The following is a 24,328-nucleotide window of genomic DNA, read 5'->3' on the forward strand; positions in this document are numbered from 1 at the left end:
CTTTAAGCGTCACAGTCCTGGCGGCGCCTTCGCCGGCCGGTTGTGGGTGAGCTGAGGCCGCACCGGCCCCGAGGGAGGCCGCCGCGACCATCGCGAGAACCGAAGTGCCGAGGAGAGTCGTCGTGTTTCGCTTCATCTGAGGCTCCTGAGTTGTCACCAGGGAGACGATCTCGCTGGTCTACTCGGAGTTCGTAGCCACTCGCCGAACCGCTTGGAGAGGCTTCGAAACCGGTTTGGCCAGGCACTGCGGCGCCGGGGGGCCTCGGGCCGATGGGGACGCATCCGGCGCCGGGATGAAGGGCCTCCCGAGGGATCACCCCCATCCGTACCGGGGCTGACTCTCGGGGCCAGCACACATGACTCTGCCCACCGGCACCGCCGGAGTCCTCCTCACCCCCGAGCAGTCGAGAGCCTGCTCATCAAGCCCGTCCTGGCCGCCAGCGTGGCGCTCAAGCGCTTCGGTCGGCACTGTCCGAACAACGGTCCCTGGCACACTTGAAGTAATCCGCGCATTTCCCGAACCTCAAGTCCATGAAGCAAACCTGGCCGCCGCGCTCGCTACTGCAGTAGCCATCCTCGCGGCTCAGATGAAGAACCCCATCCCCTCCATCAGTTAGCACGCTGGCGGTCCGTTGAGCCGATGACCATAGGCCGATGACGGGCCACCTGGTACCGATCAGCCCGCCGCGCCGCGCCCATCGTGAGGCGTAAACATCGACGACATGGTCCAAATACGTCAGGTGCCGAGCGAGCCTCAGACAGGTGCTACCGCCGTAAGACACTTTGGGAGTCCCCGCCCGCAGCCACCTCGGGCAGATGCTCAGGCATCACTTTTCCTTCGGAGCCTACCGATTGTTCCCGATATGGGCGGTTCGCGGGCACCCTGGAACACAGCAGGCCGTGCAGTTCAGCGCCGACGGGCGGCACAGTGGCAACCCTGGCGTGTGTCAGGGTCGCCGGTGTAAGACAGTCGCGAGTCGCCAGCCGGAGGTTCGCCGCATCTGGCGGCACAGTGCTAGGCATGACGATCTCCGACGTGCCTGGTCGCCATACCGGTCGCCCGCATTGCTCCGTCACTCAGGCGCATTCACCTGGTGACCGGACAGGCGAACCCATAATCCCCCTCATACAGAGCTGTGGAAGGCGCAAGCGGCCCATCGACGAAGCCGAACTCAACTGCGAGGTCGGCCCTGTCGACACGGCCGCTGGCGCTCAGGAAGTACCGAAGACCACTTCCGCACCTACAGGCATAGCGAGGCCAGGAGTTTCGATGGACGGATGGAAGAGCACTGCCGTCGCCGGGATAGGCGTGAGTAGCGCGAGTGTGGCAGGCACAATGATGCATCCGAGCCTAGGGGACTGGATCTTTCTCCTCCTGCTAGCGGTGCTCGCGTGCGTGCCTCAACTCACCGAGCTGTACAAGGAGTTCAACATTCACCGCGAGGACCGGTGGGTGCTTGATGATGAGGGCCGTACGAATCGCGACATTGCTAGGCGAACGGGTGTGCCGCTGCCGCCGCCGGACCGAACTCAGCCGCCACCGGTCGCGCCGGCGCCTCGCCCAGGACTACCCCGCAGGGTGATGTTGCGTTGGCTACAGCGCCGGGGCGACCCGTGAGAGCCGTCGACGTGGTGGTGAGGTGGCTGGTGACACCCCTGAACTTCTCACAAGCGCGGCGTCGAATCCTGCCAGGGCGTTCGAAGCGGCGTTCTCAGGCAAAGCAAGTCCGAGAATCCGGACGCCCAGGCGGGGCTGGCGCCGCGCCCGGTGGATCACGGTTTGCGCCTCGACGAGCTCGCCGAGGGTTGCGGGGTGTGAGGAGGCGAGGCAGGTAAGTGCGGTGCGCTCGTCGGCAGGTTGAAGTCCTAGCTTCAGCGCCTGTTGGTAGTCGGAAACGACTTTGGCTCTCGACCCGCGCGGCCGTGCCGGGGGTGAGCGACTAGGGCTCCCGTTTTGCATGCCGGCGTCCTGGCTGGCGCGCAGCATCGAGGGAGTGGAGTACGCGGCCACGCTTGTCCGCCCACCGTTGGATGTCGGTAGTGCGGTACAGCTTGCCCGCAACCAGCTCCTGGACGGCCTCTGGCCAGTCCGGCTCCTTCTGGAGCTGTACGAGGCGCGACGGGCTAATGCCCAGGAGCTGAAGCAGCTCGGCGCGCATCACGAACTCGGGAAGTGTGCTCACCGGCGCGCCGTCCTAGACATGCGCGCACTGTAGCAAGTCGCACTAAAGATAAAGATCTGCCTTTCATTATCCTGTTGCTTGCTACCTGTAGCATGCTACACTATGGCTATCGACAGGGGTGCTCGATCCCCTGCCCTACGTGCAGGAGGTAACCAACAAATGTCAGCCACAACCACCGAATGGCGCGCCATTGCGCGGGCGCCACGATGACCGACGGGACCGGCGAAGAAGTCGCCGCCCTGCTGCAGTCGGTCGGAGCGCGCGCGGTCGAACCGCACCGGGTACTCCGCGGCCACGACTTCTTCCCGCCGCCGGAAGAGCTAGCCCAGATCCCGGCCCTGTATGCCACCGACGGCGTACCGCTCGCCCGTAAGACGATCATGTTGCACTACTTCACCGCCGGCTGCGACTGGTGGATCTGCGAACTGGATCGCCGCAGCGGCACAGCGTTCGGCTACGCCTGCCTGGGCAAACCCGAGGGCGCCGAGTGGGGATACGTCGACCTGTACGAGCTGTGCAGGCTGGCCATCCCCACGCTTTCCCCGGTGGTGGTGCAGCGCGATCTCGACTGGCACCCCACCCCGGTTGCCCAATGCCATCTGCCGGGTCACCTGACCTCAGTCGTCTACTCCCTGCAGTCGTAACGGGTGCCCGGCCTACTGGAATTAGGCCGGGCACCCACTCCAACAGAATCCCACACCCGAGAGGAAACACATCAGCATGCCCAGCCGCACCAACACTGCACCCACCCAGGCCGCCGCGCAACCGGACCCGAGCAGCGCCGCGACGGCCACGGCCGAGACCTTCGAAGGCCGCAGCGAACTCGTCCACCTGGACCCCCGCACCCTGCTGATAACGGACAACATCCGTCGCAAAGGCGACCTGACGGACGAGTTCGTCGCCTCCATCCGCCAGCACGGGGTCCTGGTGCCCATCGTCGCCCTGAGCACCAGCCAGGGGGCACAGGTCCGCTACGGCCAGCGCCGCACCCTGGCCGCGATCGAGGCCTGCCGACCCACCGTGCCGGTCATGCTCCTCACGGGCGAGATCGGCGAGGACCTGGACCGCATCGTTGAGCAGTGGCACGAAAACGAACACCGGACCGGCCTATCAGTCTCTGACCAAGCCGCCGCCGCCGAGCAGCTCGCCGCATTCGGCCTCAGCGCTGAGATGATCAGCAAGCGCCTCCGGACGCCTAAGCGGCGGATCGACCGAGCGCTGCAGGTTGCCAAGTCCGAGCTGGCGAGCAAGTCGGCTGATCGCTACGACCTCACCCTGGAACAGGCAGCCGTACTCGCCGAGTTCGAAAAGGACACCGAGACCGTGACGGCGCTGATCGCTGCCGCCAGGAAGGGCCCGGTGTCCTTCGAGCACGTCGCCCAGGTCGCCCGCGACGCCCGAGCACGCGCCGAGCTGATCGCCACCGCCGAGGCCAAGCTGGACAAGGCAAACGTCCGCCGCATAACGAGCCAGGAGGCCAAGCAGACCGGCACCTCCGCCCTGAACGACCTAACCAACGGCACAGACCGCGACCCGATCAAACCCACCCAGCACAAGAAGTGCCCCGGCCACGCCGCCTACGTCTCCGAGAACTGGCGCGGCGTTGAAACCGTGTACGTCTGCACCGACTGGCGCAAGCACGGCCACAAGAACCGCTGGGCCAGCTCAGCCAGTCTCTCCAGCACCCCTTCTGCGCCGATGACCGCGACCGAGGCCGACGCGCTCACCGAGCAGGCCCGCACGGAGCGCCGCCGGGTGATCGACAACAACAAGGCCTGGGCCAGCGCCGAGAAGGTACGCCGGACCTGGTTGAAGTCCTACCTCACCCGCAAGACCCCGCAGAAAGGCACCACCACCTACATCGCGGCCGAGCTGGCCCACGGCGACCACGCGCTCCGCCGCGCCATGGAAAGCCTCAGCATGCTGCCCGAACTGCTGGGCTGCAAGGGACGCCTTGACCTCGCCGCCACCGCCGATACCACCAGCGAGGGCCGGGGCCAGGTCATCGCCCTGGGGATCATCCTCGCCGCGATGGAGTCCAGCGTGACCCGAGAAGCCTGGCGAACCCCTCAGCCCGCCGCCAAGCGCTACTTCCGCTTCCTCGCCACGATCGGCTACGAACTGTCCGACGTGGAGCAACTCGTGCTCAACAAGCCCCGCACCCGCCGCCCGGCCGACTCTCCCGCCGCCGTGGCAACTGTCGCTGGAGCAGCCCCGCTGGAGGACCAGTCCGCGGGAGTCCCAGCCGGTGACCAGGCAGTGGCGTAGCGGCCAGCACTCGGGCTAGCACCGTCCGCACTGCGGACGGTGCTAGCCCGTACTACTTCCTCAATTGCCGCGGAAGCTCAGTACCCTGACCACTTGAAAGCTGCGGCTGATGCCGCGTGGGCTAGCGTCCGCAGCATTGTCGTGAACCCTCCGTCACGATTGTTCAGGCGGACTCTGCATAATCGACGGCCCCTAGGGCAGAGCGCTCACTAGTGAGTGGCGAGCACGGGGCAGGCCCTCGATAGCGTTCGGGTTGGGGCGTAACCAACTTTCACAGGCCCAGGGGACCGTCGGCGCAGCGATCAGCCGGCCGGAGCGGACGAAGCAGACCTTGAGCTAGCCAGCCGCCATGCAGGATCATCTCCGCAAGGATCTTGCCGCGCCCGCTGCTTCTCCCTCAGCGCTCGTTACTGCCTCGGGCTGGATGGCGCCAACGTCTAGCAACTCGACGCTGTGCCGAGTCCGAAAGGGTTCTCTGTTGGACGCTAGACGGCGCTGGGATAATCAAAGTGTGCTGCGCGTGTATTTGGATCAGAACAAGTGGGTCGAGCTGTCGCGCTCACGTAAGACCGGCTTTACCGACGACCTCGCAGGCGTCTGGCATCTCGCCACAGCCGGAGTCGAGCGAGGTCTGCTGTCGTTCCCGCTGTCGGCCATCCACTACTACGAGACGAACAAGCGCGTAAATCAGCAGAGCCGGTGGAACCTCGCGGCGACGATGGCCGAGCTGTCTCACATGCACGCCATCGCCGGCCCGAGCACCCTTGTACCGCTCGAGGTCGAGGCTGCCGTCGCTAAGATCGTCCCCGGTTCGCTACCCGCACCTCCGATCCAGGCGTTTGGCATCGGCGCCGCGCACGCCCTCGGTGCTGACCCGGGCACCTTCACCGGCCTGTCCAGCGTCGAGGAGCTCCATGCCGCTGGTATGCCCGCTGACATGCTGAACCTCGTACATCGAGGGCTTGTCGACGCCGCCGAGCTGGCGGTCCTCGCACGTACAGAGTTTTCTGAGCGAGCAAAGCAGATCGCCGCTCAGGTGCGATTACAGATGGGTACGGTCGACCGCAAGTTCGCAGACGGCCAGCGGTCGTATGCCGAGGGCATCAAGGCGCGAGGGCTGCGTCACCGCAGGGACGAGGGACTCAGCAGGTTCGACCTCATGGACATCATGCCGCTGTTCACGCGTGCTTGCCTTGAACGAGGAGTCTTGCTGAAGCCGGAACAGTTCAGGGACATTGAGGTTGTCGAGCGGCTTCTACGGCAGGTCCCGAGTAAGTGGTTGGTGCGTGAGATGCGTCGGGTTCGTCACCGCAATCCCCAGCAGCCGTGGACCGACAGCGACCTCAACGACGTCAACGCGCTGTCGGGTGCGGTCGTTTACTGCCATGTGGTCGTCACCGAACGCCAGTGGGCGCACCACCTGAACAAGGAAGGACTTGCCGAAATCCACCGCACCACGGTGATCTACGATCTGCATCAGTTGCCGGAACTGCTGGTGGCGCACTCAATAGCGTGATGGGCAGCGGCGGCACTTTCTCACCAGAGCCGCTAGCGTCCTGACACCCCAATGGCAGCGACGTCGAACTGGCCCACGAGCTCAGAGCTATTGGTGGGGCCGCTGCGATATCGGTCCGGTCCCACGCCCACCGAAGGTCGGTGGCGCTGTCCGGTTGGTCCTGGCGGTCAGGTCGAACGCGGTGGTGGTGACGGTGGTCGCCATGCCGACAACAGCGGGTGCCCGGTGCTGCCCGTCATAGAGGTCGTTGCGAGGCGTGCCTCGCCACCCGCTACGACAAACTCGCCACCGTCTACCGCGCCGCCGTACTCAACGCCGTCCTCGCCTGGACCGGCATTTATCGGGACACGCTCGACAGCCCCATACTGGGCGCAGCCAGGTAACCCGAGCCTGAAACTCGACACACCTCATGCACTCTGGCGGGCAGCGTCGCGCTCGCGCCGCCGCAAGCTGGCGAACTGCTCACCGGCTTGGTTCGCTCGGGCAGGCCGGTCTATCCATCGCCGACGGGCTGAGCGCGGCTGCGCTTGAACGACGCCCGGCACGATCGGCCCGCTGCTCCACGCGGCTACCGTGGCTGCCGTCCGCATGCGGACAGGTGGCAGCGTCGCCGCGGATCTCCGTCGACCGTGCGGAGCTCATCCCGAGCTGAGCAGCCTGCCGTGCCAGTCTTCTGATAGGTGCGCCGTGAACGGCTGATCGAAAGTTATCTGACGTGACTGCGATGTGAGGAGCGGCTTCGGGTCACATGAACAGACGGAAGTCGTATGGTCGTGCCGGTAGGTTCTCGGTCTTGACGATGCGCGCCAGCACCTGCGCGTATCGGATGGTCACCGGCAGCGATGTGTATGGGCTGTCGCTATTGAAGTCCATCTTCGACAGCGCCAGGACCGGCCCAGCCATCTCCTCCAACGGCCCGGACCCGGCCCAGCGGGTCAGCTGCAGCGGCCGCGGTGTGCCCTTGCCGCCGGGCAGGTAGTTCCGCCCGCCTGCAGTCATGGCCGGGCTGTTACCTGCCACCCACAGCAGGGCGGAGAACTCATCGAGTTGCACCAGATTCCCCCGCGAGGTCGCGTACGGAAACTTCGGCGCGCCAGAGCCGGTTACCGACTCGACCTCGACACCGCGCCAGGCGGGGGTCGCGATGGTGACGCACGAGAGGTTGTCCGCCGTCCCCCATGCCTGGATGCAGCCGTTGACCTCGTCGCTGGTGAAGTCGGTCTGCTTATGGACCACGATGCTGACCGGGCGTTTGCCGGCGTGCCGGTCGGCGTAGACGTCCAACGCACGCGAAAGCACGGTGCGCATCTGCTCAGTGCTCAGCAGCGGGTTGCGCGCATCGACCTCGTTACCGAAGTCGTGCGCGACGAACTCCAGCCCGCCGCCAGCGGAGTCGAACATCTGGCTGCAGCACACAACGAACTGCTGGTCGGGCCCGCCGGGCTCACGCACACCGTAGGCAAGCCCGACATAGACCGTGCCAGGGTTCATCAGACCGCCGGTGACGAGCTTGTACGGCACCCCCCCGGCTTTGGCGTACAGCGCGCTGGCCAGACGCCATCGCACCGATGCGCGACAGTGGTAGCTCATCGGCTGATCGTTGAGCACCTGCGTGCGGACCGGCTCGTTCAGCTGTGCGGCGAATGCCTTGATGTGGTCGTGCACGTCGAACCCATCGGCGGTGAAGTACCGCGACCATCGCTCAGGCAGATGAATCACGACCACATCGAAGCCGCTGCCAGAATCGCGGACGCGGCGGATCTCGCCGCAGACGGTGTCGGCCAGCAACCTCGCCGGTGTGGAGCTTGCCGCCAACTGGGCGTCGAGATCGCCCGGCAGCGCGACACGCTTCTGCCCCGCCGGGTAAAGGTGAGTGCGGAACGCCGCATTGAAACCGGGGAACGGCGGCAGGTACTCCCGCCGCTCTCGCGGCTGCGCCTCATCACGCAGCTCGCGCAGTAGCCCTGCGACTTTGTCAGCGGTATCTGCCGGGGCGATAGCGAGAACCCGGATGGCGTCTTCGGGCCCGAACAGCACGCTCGAATGTGGGCCGAACTGCTTTAGCCCTGCCAACGGATTTTGGTGGACCGCCGAGGCGTCAGTCGGGTCAAACGACAGCAGCGGCTCCGCCAAGCGCGTGTGCGACAGCAGCGGGTTGTCGGTCATCGGGAACCTCCATTGACGGGGAACTGGCCGCCGGGCGCGAGCACTGATGCCAGCGGCGTGGCCGAGAGCCGGAACGCCGCCTGCACCCCGTCGCCTTCAGGGACGTCCCACACGGGCAGGTCCTCCGGGCTCAGCAGCGATAGCCACCCCCGCAGCAGTTGCCCGGTCCTAGACGTGTACCGCGTCGCGAGCCGCTCTCGGGTGAACTCCTGCCCGGCGGCTCGGACCGCGGCCCGCTGCGCCGCGTCCTCACCGGCCGGGCGGATCCAGATGTCCGGTGTCAGCAGCAGATGCCAGTGCCCGGCGACCTGCGCCAGCGACAGCGTCACCGCTTCCGCCCACGGCACCGTCAGCCCCTCGACCTTCAACGTGCCGGTCACCGGCCCGCCCGCCGCGGATGACAGGACAGACTGCGCTCGTGACGATCCGATCTCGCTCCGCGGTGTGGCGACGCGCACCTGGTGGCGGCGGTTGGTGCGCAGCACCGGCGTCAACCCACGCACGTGGCCGCACGCCAGCGCCGCAACCTCCACCAACAGCCCGTGGACCAGTGTGCTGTCGGACGCATTCAGTGAGACCACCTGCTCTGTGGGGTTCCCTCCGAGCGGGCGCAGCGCCTGCTGAAGATCGAAGTCACGCCCAAAGCCGAGCCAGCGGCCGTCGACCTTCGCGGCGCTAGCCTTGGCGTGGGCGTGCCGTAGAGCGTCCCGGACCTGCTCGGCGGTCACTTTCGAGGGCACATCCAGCACCCGCGCTTGCCCGGGCGCGGCAAGCACCCGCGCGGCACATAGATGGACCTGCGGGTACCGGCCCTCTTGTGCCGGGGCGGGCATGGCTGCGGGTCGGCGCACCGGCGGCGGACTCAGCTGGGCCAGGTAGTCGGTGATGTTATCCGGCAAAACCACGGCACGGCGCACGTGCGTCATCAGGTCGCTGAAGTTGCCCGCGACAAGCTCCTGGACCGGTGACACGCCAGCGGAACGGGCCGCCTCCAGCAGCTCGAGCACCTCCGGCGCCAGCTCGTCCTCGGGCCGACGCATCCACGTCAGCCCGTTCGGGTACGGCGTGTCGTGCTCAAGGACGTCGGTCAGCATGCGCATCACGGCCTGGTCTCTGCCGGAGTAGCCGACAACGATGAGCCCGAACCGCGACAGCTTCGAGCGGACCGCGCCACGAAGCACCTCGTCGCCGACGGCGAGCTCGTCGACGGTGTTCATAGGAGTGACCGTCCCGAGGTCGCCGTGAATCTTCATCAGCAGCGGCGACTTGTCCGTCGCGACCGCGTAGTCAGTGTTGGCCGAACTATGCGGTGCCAGCACCGTCAGCCGCGGCAGGCCCAGCACAGCACGCAGCCCGTCGTAGGCGTCCTCGATGAGCGGATCGAAGTTCGTTGTCACCACCAAGGGGGCGACGCCGGCGGCCATCATGGCCGCGAGCCCACGGTGGCCGAAGTGTGGCCGTCGCCCGTCCAGCTCACCTTCGAGCCAACGCGCGCGGATGTCCTGCTCGGGGAAGACCCGGTCGAACACAGCGCTGTACATGGCGACATCGCGCAGCGCAGGGAGCCCCTTGCGCCCGTCGTAGGCGGCGCGCACATTCTGGAGCCAGTTGGGTCGCGCTTCGACCTCAGCGACGGTGAGGTTGTTCTCTCGCGCGTACAGCTCAGTCAGGAGCCGGTCGATGAGCTGACCGGCGGTCGGGACGGCCGATTCAGCTGAAGCGCCCGCACCGAGAAGCCACGCGGTGCCTGTGGCCCGCATCCCGAGCGCGTGCGCCTGCGTGCGCAAATCTGGAGGTCGAGGAGGGGACGAGGACATGACGGCCTGCTCTCTGGCCGCCTAAAGGAAGGGGAGTGGGTTGGTGCTCGGGTCGTACCGGGATCGACGGCCAGGATCACTGTAAGCCTGGTCACCGACAAAGCGCCGAACAACACATCCGGCGTGTCCGGACCGCCTCACGACAGCCCGGCCGGGTGGCAACACCGGAGCTCTTTGGAGCATGACCGCGCATGACCGCCGCGATGTCCCTGGGGTCGCCGAAGTGCTCGATCCGATCAGAGCCGACACCACCGCCGTCTCCACTGCCGTGACCTCAGTCCTAAATAACTCCGCATTCCGGCGAGTAACGGAACAGCTGAAGAATGCGGCTGCGGCCCAGCCGACCGCCGACACGACCCCAGCATGGGTCGCGAACCTCACTGCCGAGCCGGACACACCACCTCACTGAATCTTTCGATTCTCGAGCGAAGCTCGACATCGGATGGAACCACAAGCGGTATAGCCCTGCTACCGACAATTGGTCGGGTTGACAGGTTAGAGCACCGGGTCAGGCGACTGTCTGGTCGTGATGTCGCTGCACAAGCTGTCGGCGGGTGATGGGTACACCTACCTGACTCGTCAGGTGGCAGCGGCTGACGCCACGCACCGGGGTTACGGCGACCTGGCGGGCTATTACAGCGAGAAGGGTGAGGCGCCCGGCGTCTGGTTGGGTACCGGCCTGTCCAGCCTGACTGATCTCCCCGTGGCCGGGTGTGTCACCGAGGCGCAGATGAGAGCGCTGTTCGGCCAGGGCCGGCATCCGAACGCCGGTGCAATCGAGGAAGCAGCCAGGGCTGCGGGCAAGGATCATTTCGAGATCGACGCGGCCAGCCGGCTGGGCAATCCGTATCGGGTTTACGAGCAAGTGAACATGTTCCACCGGCGGACGGCGGGGGCGTTCCGCGACTACAACAGTAGGCAGGGACTGCACGCCGATACACCGGTCCCTGCTGAGGTCCGCGCTCAGATCCGCAGCGACATCGCGGCCAGGATGTTCACCGAAACCTACGGTCGTGACCCGGTCGATGCCCGCGAGCTGTCCGGTCACTTGGCTCGGATCTCGCGGCAGGCCACCACCGCGGTGGCCGGCTACGACCTGTCCTTCTCCCCGGTCAAGAGCGTCTCCACCCTCTGGGCGGTCGCACCGCGCGAGGTCGCGGAGATCATCGAGCAGGCCCATCACGACGCCGTCACAGACACGATCAGCTGGCTGGAGCGGAACGCGACCTACACCCGGCGTGGCAAGGGCGGCGTCGCCCAGGTCGAGGTGCACGGGCTGATCGCCGCCGCGTTCACCCATCGTGATTCCCGCGCTGGCGACCCGGGCTTGCACACCCACGTCGCGGTGTCGAACAAGGTGCAAGCCAAGGACGACGGCCAGTGGCTGGCGTTGGACGGGCGGCCGTTCTTCAAGAACAACGTGGCTGCCTCCGAGCGATACAACACCCGCCTGGAGGCGCTGTTAATCGTGCGGCTGGGGGTTCGCTTCGCCGACCGGCCCGGCGCCGATCCCGGCAAGCGACCCATCCGGGAAGTCGTCGGCGTGGACGGGGACTTGCCGGGGCATTGGTCCAAGCGCCGGGCGTCGATCGATGAGCGCCGGGCGGTCCTGTCTGCGCAGTTCCAGGCCGATCACGGGCGGCCGCCGACGGCGAACGAGGCCATCGAGCTGGCCCAGCAAGCCAACCTGGAGACCCGGCAACGCAAACACGAACCCCGCGCACACGCCGAACAACGCGCGGCCTGGCGCACGGAAGCTCTCGGAGTTCTCGGCGGCGAGGCCGGGCTGCGCGACTATGTCCACCGGGCCCTGCACCCTCCGGGCCGGCGCCCTTTGCCGCAGCAGGTCACCACTCGATGGGTGGAGCAGACCGCACACCAGGTTCTGGCCACTGTGCAGTCCTCGCGAGCAGTCTGGCAGGACAATCACGTCCGAGCAGAGGCCGAACGGCGGGTACGCGCAGCCGGAATCAGGCTCGGCGACGTCGATCACGCCGTCGATAGGGTCGTCGCGAAGGCATTGTCACCGGCGCTGTCACTGTCCTTGGACAGCGCAGAATCTGTCACCGAGCCAGCCGTGTTACGCCGCTCGGACGGCACATCGGTGTACGTGGTAGCTGGTTCAAAGCTCTACACGTCGCGGGAGATCGTCGCCGCGGAACAGGCCATCATCGTAGCCGCCGCCCGCAGGGACGGGCACAAGATCGGCGATGACACGATCGACCTGGCGCTGCTGGAATCGAGTGCCAACGGTGTCGAGCTCAACCCAGGACAGGTGCGGCTCGTCCGGGAGCTGGCCACCTCCGGCGCCCGCGTTCAGCTCGCGCTGGCCCCTGCAGGCACCGGCAAGACGACCGCGATGCGGGTGCTGTCCCGCGCGTGGACCGGCGACGGCGGCACGGTCGTCGGGCTGGCCCCGTCCGCCGCCGCGGCGGCCGTACTGCGGGAGGAGCTGCGCAGTCCTGGGGCGCCCAGCAGCACCGACACCCTCGCCAAGCTGATCCACTGCCTGCAGACCGGCATCACCGTTCCGCCCTGGGTTACCGCGATCGGCCCGGACACCCTCGTCGTCATCGACGAGGCCGGGATGGCCGGGACCTCCGACCTTGCGAAAGCAATCGAGTACGTCCTTGACCGGGGCGGGTCAGTGCGCCTGATCGGCGATGACCAGCAACTGGCCGCGATCGGCGCCGGCGGCGTGCTGCGCGACATCGGCGAGGTCCACGGCGCGGTCACCCTGTCCCAGGTCATGCGGTTCACCGACCCCGTCACCGGCGCCCCCAACCACGCCGAAGGGGCCGCGTCGCTCGCCCTGCGCGACGGAGACTCGGCCGCGATCGCCTACTACACCGACAACAACCGCATCCACGTCGGCGACCTCAGCACCGCCACCGCCGACGCCTACACCGCCTGGTCCGCCGACCGCGCCGCAGGTCGCGACAGCATCATGCTCGCGCCCACCCGAGATCTCGTCGCCGAACTCAACGACCGAGCCCGCCGCGACCGCCTCGACACCCACCCCGGTCCGGTCGGACGGCAGGTCACCCTCGTCGACCAATCCCAGGCGTCAGCTGGGGACGCGATCATCACCCGCCAGAACAACCGCAAAATCCCGATCGGCGCGCACGACTGGGTCAAGAACGGCGACCGCTGGATCATCGAACAGGTTCGCCAGTCCGGCGCGCTGGACGTCATCCACCACGACACCGGCCGCCACATCACCCTCCCGGCCGGCTACGTCGCCGAGCACGTCTCACTCGGCTACGCCTGCACCGTGCACGGCGCCCAGGGCATCACCGCCGAGACCTGCCACACCATCGCAACCGGGCGCGAGTCCCGCCAACTGCTCTACGTCGCCATCACCCGCGGCCGGCACGCCAACCACCTCTACCTCAGCACCGCCGGCGACGGCGACGAGCACGCCGTCATCACCCGCGACGCTCTGCTGCCGCCCACCGCGGTCGACATCCTCACCCGGGTGCTCGCCCGCGACGACGCCCCAGTCTCGGCCGCGAGGCACGCCCGCAGCCTCGCCGACCCCGCCACCCGACTGGCCGCCGCCGCGGACCGCTACTACGACTCGCTCCATACCGCTGCCGTCGACTATCTCAACCGCGAGCACGGGAACGCGGCGATGAGCCGCATCGACAACGCCGCCGAGGCCGCGCTGCCCGGCCTGACCCGCCACGATGCCTACCCAACCCTGCGCGCACACCTCGCCCTGTGCGCCGTCGACGGGCAGAACCCAGCCGACCTATTGCGCCAGGCGCTCAGCTCGAACCGGGGCCTGTCCGACGCACACGACGTGGCCGCGGTGCTCGACTGGCGGCTGGACCCGACCGGGCGCCGGTCGGCCGTCCCCGGGCGCAACGGCCCTCCACTGTCCTGGCTGCCTGCCGTCCCCGAGGCTCTGGCAGCCGATAGCGAGTGGGGCAGCTATCTGCACGACCGCGGCGGCCTGGTGACCGCGGCAGCCGGCGACGTCGCCGCCCGGGCACGGACCTGGACGCCGACCAGCGCACCGGGCTGGGCGCTGCCGATCATCGACCGGAACCCCGCGCTCGCGGCGGACCTGGCGGTGTGGCGAGCAGCCCACGACGTGCCCGACGCCGATCGGCGGCCCACCGGCCCGCTCGCGCCAGCCGCCGCCGACGCTCGCGCCCAACGAGCGCTGGACCAGCGGGTCACCCGGCTGCTCGGCGACCCGCGAGCTGCGACCGCCCGCTGGAAGCCGCTCGCTGACCGCATCGCCGAGCGGATCGCCGCCGACCCGTACTGGCCCACGCTCGCCGACCGGCTCACCATCGCCGAGCGGGCCGGCATCGACATCACCAGCCTCACCCACGCCGTCGCGGGCAAGTCGCCGCTACCCGATGAGCAACCCGCCGCCGCCCTGTGGTGGCGTTTGTCGAGGCACCTGTCCCCCGCCGCCATCCCGCTGACTGAGCAACCGGTGTCCGACACGCTGCGCCCGGGCTCGACGCCGGCCGCGCTGCCCGAGGCAGACGAGCACTTCGACGACGACTGGCTCACCAGCCTGACCGAGCCCGAGCCCGAGCTTGAAGCCGGGCCGCTCAGCCGCGAGAACCTGACCCCGGCCGGTGATGGTGCAGCTCAGCGGTATGTCACCGATCTTGAGGAAGACCCGATAGCAGCTGCCCACGCCGCACTCGACGCGCAGGATGAGGCCGGCGACTTCGCCCGCGCCGACGAGGAGCACTTCTGGGCCACCGCCGCCGTTCCCCGCGCCCGCCTCGTCGAACTCAACAGCCTCGCCGAGGACTTCTTCACCGACCACTATCGCGACGCGTGGGCGCCGACGTATCTGTCCGAACGACTGGGCACCGACCTGGCCGGCGACGCACGGTTCAGCGTGGGCTACGCCCCCGGCCGGTGGACCGCGCTCACCGACCACCTGCGCAGACAAGGCGCCACCGACGAGGAGATCGTGGCCGCGGGCCTCGGCCGCGTCGCCTCCACCGGACGAGTGATCGACCAATTCCGTGACCGGCTGGTGTTCCCCATCAAGGACATCAGCGCCGACGGCGGTCCCGAGATCCTGGGCTGGATCGGTCGCCGCAACCCCGCACATGACGGTGACGACGGCCAATCCCGCAACGCGGGACCGAAGTACCTCAACACCGCCGAGACCGACCTGTTCCGCAAAGGCAATGCCCTGTACGGCCTCACCGAAGCGACACCCGCGCTGGCCACTGGCGCCGCCGTGGTGCTCGTCGAAGGCCCCCTGGACGCGATCGCAGTCACCCTCGCCGGCGACGGTGACTTCGTCGGCGTCGCCCCGCTCGGCACGGCGTTCACCGACACCCAAGCCGACAAGCTCCTACCACACATCGGATCGGGCAGACCGCACCCGGTTGTCGCCACCGACGCCGACGCTGCCGGCCAGCAAGCCGCCCACCGCGCCTTTTGGCAGCTCACCGCCCGCGGGGCCAGCCCCCAACACCTCGTCATCGCCAACGGCAAGGACCCGGCCGAGATGCTGCAAGCCACCGGGCCCGAAGCACTTCACACCGCGTTGTCCCGGGCCACCGGCCTCGCCGGCGCGGTGATCACCGCCCGGCTCAGCGAGCACACCGACCGACTCAACACCGCCGAGGGGCGCATGGTTGCCACCCGCCGCGCAGCCGAGGTCATCGCAGCGCTCCCTGCCGGCTGGATCCAGCACATCGACCACCTCGTCGACGAGACCGGGATCTCAAAGCAGACGGCGATCTCGGAGGTCATCGACGCTGTCGAGGCGTGGACCGCTGACCCGCGAGGGCTGGCCAAGAGGCAACTCGCGGAGCGTCTACCGATCCTGCCTTCCCCTGAGCCAGGCTCGTGGGGTACCTCAACATCGGCCCTAGCGGGCGACTTGCCTCAAAGTCAGCGGTGGGCGGCACCCGCAAACTCCGTTCAGGCCCGGGCCCGCCGCGATGCTGCTGACCGGGTGACCACAGTTCGCCGACGGACACCGCACTTCCCGTCTGCACCGGTCGAACCTGACCTCGCACCACCGGCGTCTCAGCACCCGCGTCGTGTTCCTCGCCGCTAATGCGCAATCATCGACACAGCCTCGCGAGTGCCCTGAAACCGGCAGCGAAACAACTTGGCGAAACGACGTGCGACCTGCTTCCCGTCGAACCACGACACCCTCGTCGTCCCCATCAGCCGCCCATCGCCAGCATCGCAACGATCCCTCTTCCGCGGGCAAACGGCATCGCGCGCCAGGCGAGAATGAGGCGGCAACGCCGAATATCGGGCTAGCACCACGTAGGCCTGTAACGCCGCGACCACTCCATGCCCCGATATCGGCTTGCTAGTACGGACACTGGTGGCCGTTACTGTCGGCAGAACTGAATGGGATGCGGCTCCATCCGAGCGCCTAAGCGGATCGCAATGATCCCGAGGAAATAATGGTCGAGTGGCGGTAATCGGGCAGGCGGGCAAGAAGAACCCAATCTCCGGTGCAGAAGGACCGCCACCTGAAGCAGTTGTGCAGTCGTGGGACAAGTGCTTCGACTGGCAGGCAGCGACGATCGGTCTTCGTCGACCGCAGCTAGGTGCGCTCCACGCAGTCATCGGGTACTGGACGACCGGCGAGAGCGAGTCAGCCACGGTCGTGCTTCCGACCGGGGCGGGCAAGACCGATCTCATGATCGCTCTACTTGTCGCGCAGCAGCTCGGACGAGTCCTCGTCCTTGTGCCCTCAGACGGTTTACGAGAGCAGATTGCTTCCAAATTCGAAACGCTGGGCGTGCTTCGCTCAACGGAGATCGTGGGCGGCGGTGCGGCCGCACCTCGCGTGGGGCGTGTCTTGCACAAATTCGAAACGACAGAAGATGCCGCCGGCTTCGCCGCGGCGACAAATGTAATCGTCGCGACGCCTCAAGCACTCGCTGCGTCACCTGAAGCAACACAACAAGCCTTATTCGATGAGTGTACGCACTTATTCGTCGACGAAGCGCACCACATCGCGGCCCCAACTTGGAAGCGAATCAGGGACGCATTAGGCGATAAACCGAAAATCCAGTTCACCGCGACACCGTACCGGCAAGACGGTCGCCGCCTGGGTGGCCGCCTGGTCTACACGTTCTCGCTCCGCGGAGCCCAAGATATCGGCCTTTACGCACCCATCGATTACCTGCCAATACGCGGGGCCGAAGACCCCGATAAGGCGATAGCCGAAGCGGCTCTGCAACTTCTGCAAAGCGACCTCGACGCCGGCTTCGATCATCTGGCTATGGCGCGCGTGGCGAGCATCTCGATGGCAGAAAAGCTTCGGGAACTCTACGCGGCGTTGGGACCACAGTTTGACCCGCAGGTGATCCACAGCAGGTTGAGCGCACGAAAGCGAAAATCGGCGCTCGACAAGCTGGCTACGCGTGAGTCCCGCGTCATTGTCTGCGTCGACATGCTGGGCGAAGGCTACGACCTGCCCAATCTCAAGATCGCAGCCCTGCACGATGTGCATCGAAGCCTAGGAATCACCCTCCAGTTCATCGGGCGCTTCGCCCGGACTAGCTCCACCGTCGGTACGGCAACCGTGATCGCCGCACGACCGGAGGGCCAACTCGATGAAAACCTGCGCGCGCTCTACCTTGAGGACGCGGACTGGAACAATCTGATCGTGGACCTCAGCGCCACTCGGACTACTTTGGAACGTGACGTCGATGAGTTCGAAGCCGGCTTCACTGGGCAAACGGCAAGTCTTTCCGTTCGTAACGCGCTGCCGCGAATGAGCACGGTTGTCTATCGGACTACCTGCATCGACTGGAACCCTGCCAACCTCGAGACGATGTTCCCGCCTGAGCGTCTCGTGTCCGGGCGAATGCAGCTGAACGCCGACTGGCGCGTTATCTGGTTCATCGTCGAGGTGCACACGCCTGTTTCGTGGACAGACCTTCAAACGGTGGAAGACGTCAACCATGTCTTTTACGCCCTGTACTGGGACGAGGCCCGCGCCCTGCTGTACATCAACTGCTCCGGCCTCGATGGGCACTACGAACGGGAGGCGCAAGCGCTCTGCGGTGACTCGGTCCAGCTCATCCGCGGACCAAACGTGTACCGCACCATGGCACGACTCGAGCGCCGCATTCCAACGACGGTCGGTCTGCTCGATAACCGCAACCGCTGGCGGCGCTTCACCTCCCACGTCGGCGCAGACGTGTCCGAGGGCTTCCCGACGGCCGAGGCACAGACCAAGACCCAAACCAACATTTTCGCGACCGGCTTCGAGGGGGGTGAACGCGCAAGTGTGGGTGCCTCTTTGAAAGGACGGATCTGGAGCTACGCTCCCGTGCCCAGCTTGAAGCATTGGATCGACTGGTGCGACAAGATCGGCGGCTTGATCATCAACGATGCGATCAATGTCGACACGGTCATCGCGTCCTTTATCCGACCGGAGATTTTGACCCAGTGGCCGAACCGAGTTTCTCTGGCAGTCGAGCTTCCAGACAGTTTAGAAAACACCTCCGGCGAAGGACCGCTCCTAGACCTGGGTGATGTTCAGGAAGCCCTGGCGTTCGCTGACCTCCGAGTAATGACGTTCGAGCCCGAGCCCCCAATCATCGAAATCGCGACGCCAAGCTGGACTGCTCGTTACCAGGTCGATGTCAATGGCGAGGGCATGCTTGTTCAGCCGATCGGCACAGAGCCGATCGTTCGGCGGGCTCGTGGCGATGCACCGCTCTCCCAAATCCTCAACCGGCTCGGGTTTCGCGTGATTCTGGAAGACGACGCGATCGTCCAGCAGCCGGGGATTCTTCTACGGCCCAATAGAGACCTCTCTCCGTACGATCGCGACAAGTTCGAGATGTTCAACACCAGCGGCATCGACATCCGCCGCGAGTCACAGGGACAAGAACGCGATCAGCAATCGATCCAAGCTCGGGCGATCAAGAGTCTCATGGCCGAAGACTGGCAAGTGATCTTGGACGATGATGGCGCAGGCGAAGTCGCGGACATCGTCGCCATCATGCGACAACAGCAAACACTGCGAGTCCGTCTCACGCATTGCAAGTTCTCGTGCGAAGACGTCCCAGGGGCGCGCGTCAAGGACCTCTACGAACTCTGTGGCCAGGCCCAGAAGAGTGCCCGACGCCGAGGCAGCCTGCCGGTAATGATCGAAAGGCTTATTGCCCGCGAGAGAGGGCGACTACGGCGCGGCCGACGAAGCGGCTTCGAACGCGGTGATCTCGACGCCCTTTACGACATGCTTGACCGAGCTAGCCGAAGCCTTCCCGAACTTGAGATCGTCATCGTGCAACCCGGCCTCAGCCGCGAGCGAGTCAGCGAGCAGATTCTGCACCTGCTGGCCTGCACAGAGGTCTACGTCCGCGAGGTCGGATCTGCTGACCTGACTGTTATCTGCAGCCCGTAAACCCACCGACACGTGACTGCGGCGCATGTCGCGGGCTTCGGCGGAAACCAGCGTGACAAAAGGTCGCCGGAGCGCTATCCGCGACGTCAGAATGGCTGGTCATAGATGAGACAGCAGCCAAGTATGGCCTGGCTCCGTTTCATCTGTAGGTTTTCAAGTGCAACCCATTTTATTTTGCGACAGCAGTCACCATCTAATGGGACACATCCAGTAAGTCCAGCGTGGTTACCCGGCCGCGTCTATCTGGGCGATCCAAGTGTTGAGTTCGCTGACCGCGTTCGCGAGGGAGACAGTGACGCCACCTGCTGTTGCGGCGACCGAGTAGTCGCGGGACCAGTGCTCGTGGGCAGTCGCTATGGGTGGCCAGCTGCGTTCGAGGCGCCCTAGCTCCCGGGCTTCCGCGGCCCGTGACTCGAACAACGACACGCAAGCATGTCTTACTTCGTAAGTTGTGGGCGACTGTTCTGCGTTTACCAGGTCGCGCAGTAGTAGCAGGTCGACGATGTCGCGGGCCCGGTCGTTGCGCAGGTCTGGTGGGTCGTGTGGGTCGGTCCCGGCGTGGATTTTCTGTGCGATCTGGAACCGCATGGCGATTCCGACCAGGTGGTCCGGGCTGGGCAGGCCGAAGTGGTGCAGGCCGGGTGCGGCGAGGATGTCTTGCTCGCCCGACGCCCCTGCCTCGTCGGGTGCGATCTCGATCTGGATTCGTCGCCAGACTTGACCCTTGAGCGAGACGAGAACGTCGAACCGTCGGGGTTTGATGATCTTGCCGGGGGTGTTGATGACCTCGATGGCGTCGCGGGTCAGTACGAGCGGGCCCCACGGCAGCCGTAGTGCATCGTCGAGGGCGGCCAGGAACTCATCGATGTCGCCTTGCACCATTCCGTCGATGTCTTTCGTCGGCCGGCCGGTCCAGGACAGGCGGTGCTGCAGGTAGGTGCCTCCTTTTAGGAGGAAGCGTGTCCGGCCCTCCTCATCGATGGCGCGCTGAAGGGCGGCGACGACCACGGTCGAGGCGACCAGCCAGCCCAGCCGGCCTGTGTCGAGGCCGACCTGCGCCTGGGCTTGGTTGACCCAGGCGTTGAGGATGCTCTTAGAGGCCGGCTCCTTGCCGCGCTCACCCAACGAGGTGAGACGTGTCAAGGGATCGGATTGTGCTGGGCCGAGGCCGTCAGCCGCCATCCCGCGCCTCCAGCTCATGGGACAGCTCATCCGCAGCTGCCCGGGTGAGCGCGCCCCGCTCACGCGCGGTGGCCAGCGCTTGCCGCACAAGATAACCAGGCACACCGCTGGCGATGCACTGGGCGATGGCGGTTGCCAAGGTCACCGTCGGGATCTGCTGCCACCACCCGATCTGCTCAGTGACGAGGTCCTCGTGATGCACCACGTACAACTCCCCGCCGCGGCGCCGGATCCGGCGGCCCTTCGGCAGCGTCACGTGGATGCGGTCAGGGTTGATGTCGCACACCTCGTAGGAGGCCAGGGCGGTGTCATGGCTCAGACACGCGTCCGCGGCGCCGGTCCACAGCACGGCCAGCATGTACGGGTCGTACTCGCCGGCCGGGAACTGCGGGAACCGGTACACGCCATGCGCCACCCGTTCGAGCTGGCCCCGGGCGGCCAGCATCCGCACGGCATACCCATCGATCGCGAGGTCGTCAGCGTTGCGGAGCGTGACATAGCCATACTGGTCCACTGCGACATCCCACAGCCGCTTCCGCGCTAGATCCACCCGCCCACCTCCGTCAAAACCATAACGCTTTCGTTATGATTTTGGCAATCGCTTACCCCCGCCGTGTGGGTGGCCGGTTGTCAGTGCCACCAGGCGTGAGGCAGGCCGCGCATAGCGGCCGTGGTTGTCGCAGCACCTCGGCGCCTAGCAGGGCGGCCGGGGTGCGCTTGTCGCGCCAGAACCCGTGAAACAGCAAGATCAGCTCCTGCTGCGAGCTGACGCCCAGCTTTCGGTACACCATGGACAACTGGTTGCGGACGGTGCTGGGCGACAGGTAGAGCTGCCGAGCGATAAGGGGCACCCGGAGGCCGGACAGCAGCAGCCGCACCACTTGCGCCTCACGGTCAGACAGCACGCACGCCTCAGCGTGCGTTTGGCCGGGCTGCACCGGGCTAGGAGTCAGTCAGTCCCTGGCTGATGTGCCGGGGTGGTCGCCAGCCTTCCTCTACGTCGGCCGTGTGGGCCAGGTACGCGGCGAGGTTGCGGATGCTGGCAGGGTGCACGGTGCACCGGAACGGCTCCCCGCCGGTGTCCTCGGCCGGCTCGAACTCGATAGCCAGCCGGGTCTCATCGGGCGTGTGCCCGAGCTGGCCGAACCGGAACGGGCGCACCAGGTAGGCCGAGAAGTACCCCGGCCGTCCGCCGTCGTCCAGAGCACCGAAGAAGCCGTCATAGCTGCGGCACTCGGTGCGGTGGTGGTTCGGTGACGGATACCCGCCGTGGAACTGCGGATGGCTGGCCCGGTCAACGCACCAGTCCGCGCCATAGTCGTACTGGAAGCTGTCTCCGTCCTCGCCGTCAGGGATGGGTCGCCAGGGCTGGTCGGGTGTGGGCACCCACTCCGGGGTTTCGCCGGGGTCAGCCGAGCTGGAACGGTCGGAGCCGTTAGATTCGTTCATTGGGTCGTTGCCTATCTCGCGTAGGTAGCGATCAAGGCCCTGGTCGGTGCTCGCAACACCGGCCGGGGCCGCCTCATGGGTGGTACGAGGCCCGTTCACTCGACAGGGCCACTCGGCTCCTACCGCCACGTCGTCAACATGGCGGGGAAGGTAGACGCCGCCACGACAACTTCGGCCAGCCGATCACAACCCCGCCGCTGGGCTTGTCAGCCCGCATAGCACCGGTGCAGCGCAGCCACCACAGGGTGCGGTGGCCCCAGATTCGGTGAACGACCTCGTCGCTGCACCGCGGCCGGGGTCGGGATGGGGGTTGGGTAGTTTCGTCATCGGGTCGTCTCCTGTGATCGCAGGGTTCGATCAAGGCCCGGTCCGGTGCTGCTAACACCTGGCCGGGCCGCCTCATGGGCGGCTCCTCTAACCTATTGACGCTATCGGCCAGCTCACCCCAGGACGGCAGAAGTCGTGGACAACCAGCCGTCTGTCCACAGGCGCGGTTAGTTCCGCGGTTCGTAGAGACTGTGCGCAACGGCTGCTTATCCTGCGCTGTGAGGACTGACTGACCAAGCGTTGATTCACGCTCGTTGAGCTGCAGCGTTACAGCGTCCCCTTCAAACTGACCCACTACCGGATGACCCACAGTTTGTATCCCCTGATGCGAGCCGCAATGCACGCATCCACAGGCTGACCGTTTCATTAGTGGTGACGTCCCCGGTCCGCAAACTGAGCAGGATGCTTCGGTCCATGCCACTGCTTCGCCCCGCTTGCGGCTGGTAATCGGTGCCGTCCCACGTCAACACGGTAGCCGGGTTAGGCGACAACGTTGGTTGTAGCGGCAAACGCGGCCATCATGACGCCGCCTGCCCCGACCAGGACGGTGCTAAACGCAAGCCCGCCTCGTCTCGCGCTGGATCAGCACGGCCCCCCGCTAACATCCCCCAAGGTCACCTATGCAATCAAAACAAGGTTAAATCGATCGGCACAGCCGCACCTGCAGCTTCAGCGCCACATGTGCCCGCTTAGAATCGTAAACCCTGCGCGCCACAGCGCCATGCCAGAACCACCTCAAGCTGTTGCGTCGGGTCTTCTCGGCCGACGCCTGGGATCGATGCGGCAAAACCCTTGCAGTACAAACCGATTCGGCAAAGCTGTCCTTCGTACCGTAGTTGCCCGGGCTTGGAGTTTCATGATCAGTTGCCAGGTCTTTCACCAGGAACGGCCGGTGCAGGCAGAGCCACCCAGCCCCCCGGGTTACTTCGCCATATGATGTCAGGTGATTCCACGTAAAGGCTAGGTTTCATCCGACTAGTCGTGAAGTGACAAAGCCATCCGATTAGTCGTAGGGTGGGGTGTCATCCGATAGTCATACAGTGACTAGGCCGTCGCAGGGGTGACGGTCATTCCCTCATTGAATAGGGAGGACAAGCCATGAGGTCCGCTAATTTTCCGAGAACTCGATGGTTCAGATCGACGCTGCTTGGGGGGCTGATTGCCGCGCTTATGACGTTGGTGTGCGTCGCTCCAGCCGACGCCAAAGTATTCTCGCCGGAAGACAGGGTCCAGCCCAACACTACCGTATTCCCATACCGCGCCGTGGTGGAGATCTGGAGTACTGACACCCAGGATGGGTGCACCGGCTGGATGTACGGCCCTGACATGGTCGCAACCGCAGCGCACTGCCTATACACCAGCACTGGCTGGATTGACTTCTCCAAAGTGGAGGTCTGGCCCGGCCGCCAAGGCGCGACCACACCGTACCCCATGTGCAGGATTAAATCAGTCGGTGTGCCGCCTGAATGGACCACCTCCCGGGACGAGCGCTTCGACTACGCTGCGATCAAGCTCAACTGCACGGTCGGTAACCAGACCGGCTGGTTTAATTACGGGTCGCAGACCGGCACCCTTGTCGGTTACCCGCAGAGGATCTGCGGATATGCGAAGGACAAGCCGATCCACACGCAATGGTGCAGCGATGACCAGGTCCGGGCGTCCGATGCCTATCAGCTCTTCTACCAGAACGACACCTACTATCGAACGAGCGGCGCCCCAGTGTTGCAGTACAACGCCAACGGCACATGGTTCGTAATGGGCATCCACACCTATCAGCCTAACCACGGTACTGGAAACCACAGCCTCTACAATCACGGCACCCGTATCACGGATATCTTGGAAGCCGACCTGTACAGCTGGAGATACAGCGCATAACTAGTTCGCCGCCCTGATCATCGGGTACCTAAGCCAGAGAACCGGAACGGCAGGCAGGCATCGCCTGCCTGCCGTTCCTGTGTCGGCCGTGTCGCCAGCAGTTGGTCATGGACTGGCTCACGCAGCGCGTACCCGGTCCGGTGACGGTTCAGCCGACAGGTTG

At 65.9% G+C, this 24,328-nt stretch carries 12 protein-coding genes; 6 read left to right on the forward strand and 6 right to left on the reverse strand.

Annotation, left to right across the window (positions count from 1 at the left end; genetic code table 11):
* Positions 1-2,389: 2,389 nt before the first annotated feature.
* From VF557_14655 to VF557_14665, 3 genes are all read left to right on the forward strand, one after another.
* Entirely contained in the window at positions 2,390-2,827 is a 438-nt protein-coding gene (locus tag VF557_14655) for a hypothetical protein (protein ID HEX8081449.1), read from the forward strand.
* Between the two features lie 76 nt (positions 2,828-2,903).
* A complete protein-coding gene (locus tag VF557_14660; GenBank protein HEX8081450.1) occupies positions 2,904-4,451 on the forward strand; it encodes a ParB N-terminal domain-containing protein in 1,548 nt (515 codons plus the stop codon).
* Between the two features lie 511 nt (positions 4,452-4,962).
* Positions 4,963-5,967 carry a hypothetical protein gene (locus tag VF557_14665; GenBank protein HEX8081451.1) on the forward strand — a complete coding sequence of 335 codons (1,005 nt, stop codon included), beginning with the start codon at positions 4,963-4,965 and terminating at the stop codon, positions 5,965-5,967.
* A 744-nt stretch (positions 5,968-6,711) separates the two neighbouring features.
* Here VF557_14665 and VF557_14670 read toward each other — a convergent pair.
* Positions 6,712-8,133, reverse strand: a complete 1,422-nt coding sequence (locus VF557_14670; GenBank protein HEX8081452.1) for a hypothetical protein — start codon at positions 8,131-8,133, stop codon at positions 6,712-6,714.
* Entirely contained in the window at positions 8,130-9,920 is a 1,791-nt protein-coding gene (locus VF557_14675; GenBank protein HEX8081453.1) for an SIR2 family protein, read from the reverse strand. Before VF557_14675 ends, VF557_14670 begins: the two co-directional genes overlap by 4 nt.
* Positions 9,921-10,479: 559 nt before the next feature.
* Here VF557_14675 and mobF point away from each other — a divergent pair.
* Together mobF and VF557_14685 are read left to right on the forward strand one after the other, a co-directional pair.
* Positions 10,480-16,005: a MobF family relaxase gene (gene mobF, locus VF557_14680; protein ID HEX8081454.1), complete on the forward strand. Its 5,526-nt coding sequence runs from the start codon at positions 10,480-10,482 to the stop codon at positions 16,003-16,005.
* 369 nt (positions 16,006-16,374) lie between these two features.
* Positions 16,375-19,332 (forward strand): DEAD/DEAH box helicase family protein, encoded by a 2,958-nt coding sequence (locus VF557_14685; protein ID HEX8081455.1) that lies wholly within the window; start codon positions 16,375-16,377, stop codon positions 19,330-19,332.
* Between the two features lie 225 nt (positions 19,333-19,557).
* Here VF557_14685 and VF557_14690 read toward each other — a convergent pair whose 3' ends face one another.
* The 4 genes from VF557_14690 to VF557_14705 are packed head-to-tail and all read right to left on the reverse strand — an operon-like array spanning position 19,558 to position 21,963.
* Positions 19,558-20,514, reverse strand: a complete 957-nt coding sequence (locus tag VF557_14690; GenBank protein ID HEX8081456.1) for a nucleotidyl transferase AbiEii/AbiGii toxin family protein — start codon at positions 20,512-20,514, stop codon at positions 19,558-19,560.
* Entirely contained in the window at positions 20,504-21,064 is a 561-nt protein-coding gene (locus tag VF557_14695; GenBank protein ID HEX8081457.1) for a type IV toxin-antitoxin system AbiEi family antitoxin domain-containing protein, read from the reverse strand. The genes VF557_14690 and VF557_14695 overlap by 11 nt, the downstream gene beginning before the upstream one ends.
* A gap of 52 nt (positions 21,065-21,116) precedes the next feature.
* Positions 21,117-21,419 carry a LuxR C-terminal-related transcriptional regulator gene (locus VF557_14700; GenBank protein HEX8081458.1) on the reverse strand — a complete coding sequence of 101 codons (303 nt, stop codon included), beginning with the start codon at positions 21,417-21,419 and terminating at the stop codon, positions 21,117-21,119.
* Positions 21,420-21,456: 37 nt separating this feature from the next.
* Positions 21,457-21,963, reverse strand: a complete 507-nt coding sequence (locus VF557_14705; GenBank protein ID HEX8081459.1) for a hypothetical protein — start codon at positions 21,961-21,963, stop codon at positions 21,457-21,459.
* 1,425 nt (positions 21,964-23,388) lie between these two features.
* Between VF557_14705 and VF557_14710 the strand changes: the two genes are divergently transcribed.
* Entirely contained in the window at positions 23,389-24,165 is a 777-nt protein-coding gene (locus VF557_14710; GenBank protein HEX8081460.1) for a trypsin-like serine protease, read from the forward strand.
* Positions 24,166-24,328: the final 163 nt, after the last annotated feature.

The organism is Jatrophihabitans sp. (genome assembly GCA_036389035.1).
Lineage (GTDB): Bacteria > Actinomycetota > Actinomycetes > Mycobacteriales > Jatrophihabitantaceae > Jatrophihabitans_A.

Coding starts and splice junctions, on each gene's coding strand:
- VF557_14655 (HEX8081449.1), top strand. CDS start 2,390: ATGACCGACGGGACCGGCGAAGAAGTCGCCGCCCTGCTGCAGTCGGTC.
- VF557_14660 (HEX8081450.1), top strand. CDS start 2,904: ATGCCCAGCCGCACCAACACTGCACCCACCCAGGCCGCCGCGCAACCG.
- VF557_14670 (HEX8081452.1), bottom strand. CDS start 8,133: ATGACCGACAACCCGCTGCTGTCGCACACGCGCTTGGCGGAGCCGCTG.
- mobF (HEX8081454.1), top strand. CDS start 10,480: ATGTCGCTGCACAAGCTGTCGGCGGGTGATGGGTACACCTACCTGACT.
- VF557_14690 (HEX8081456.1), bottom strand. CDS start 20,514: ATGGCGGCTGACGGCCTCGGCCCAGCACAATCCGATCCCTTGACACGT.
- VF557_14705 (HEX8081459.1), bottom strand. CDS start 21,963: ATGAACGAATCTAACGGCTCCGACCGTTCCAGCTCGGCTGACCCCGGC.
- VF557_14710 (HEX8081460.1), top strand. CDS start 23,389: ATGAGGTCCGCTAATTTTCCGAGAACTCGATGGTTCAGATCGACGCTG.